The sequence below is a fragment of the Thauera sp. 28 genome (genome assembly GCF_000310145.2).
Taxonomy (GTDB): Bacteria; Pseudomonadota; Gammaproteobacteria; order Burkholderiales; family Rhodocyclaceae; genus Thauera; species Thauera mechernichensis.
The window spans coordinates 1-268 of the sequence record NZ_AMXA01000114.1; the positions used below are offsets into that span (position 1 = coordinate 1).

1 protein-coding gene is annotated in these 268 nt (G+C 64.9%); it reads right to left on the minus strand.

The window, feature by feature from the left end:
- On the minus strand, positions 1–268 hold a 268-nt coding region (locus C662_RS19685; protein WP_002934940.1), incomplete at both ends, for a GTP-binding protein.

Sequence of the window (268 nt, forward strand, 5' to 3'; positions counted from 1 at the left end):
CATCCGCCGTGGAAGCGCCGGTGACCATGTTGCGGGTGTACTGCTCGTGTCCCGGGGTGTCGGCGACGATGAACTTGCGCTTGTCGGTGGAGAAGAAGCGGTAGGCCACGTCGATCGTGATGCCCTGCTCGCGCTCGGCCGCCAGGCCATCGACCAGCAGCGCGAAGTCGATCTGGTCGCCCTGGGTGCCGAACTTCTTCGAGTCGGCCTCGACCGCGGCAAGCTGGTCCTCGAACAGCATCTTCGATTCGTAGAGCAGGCGGCCGAT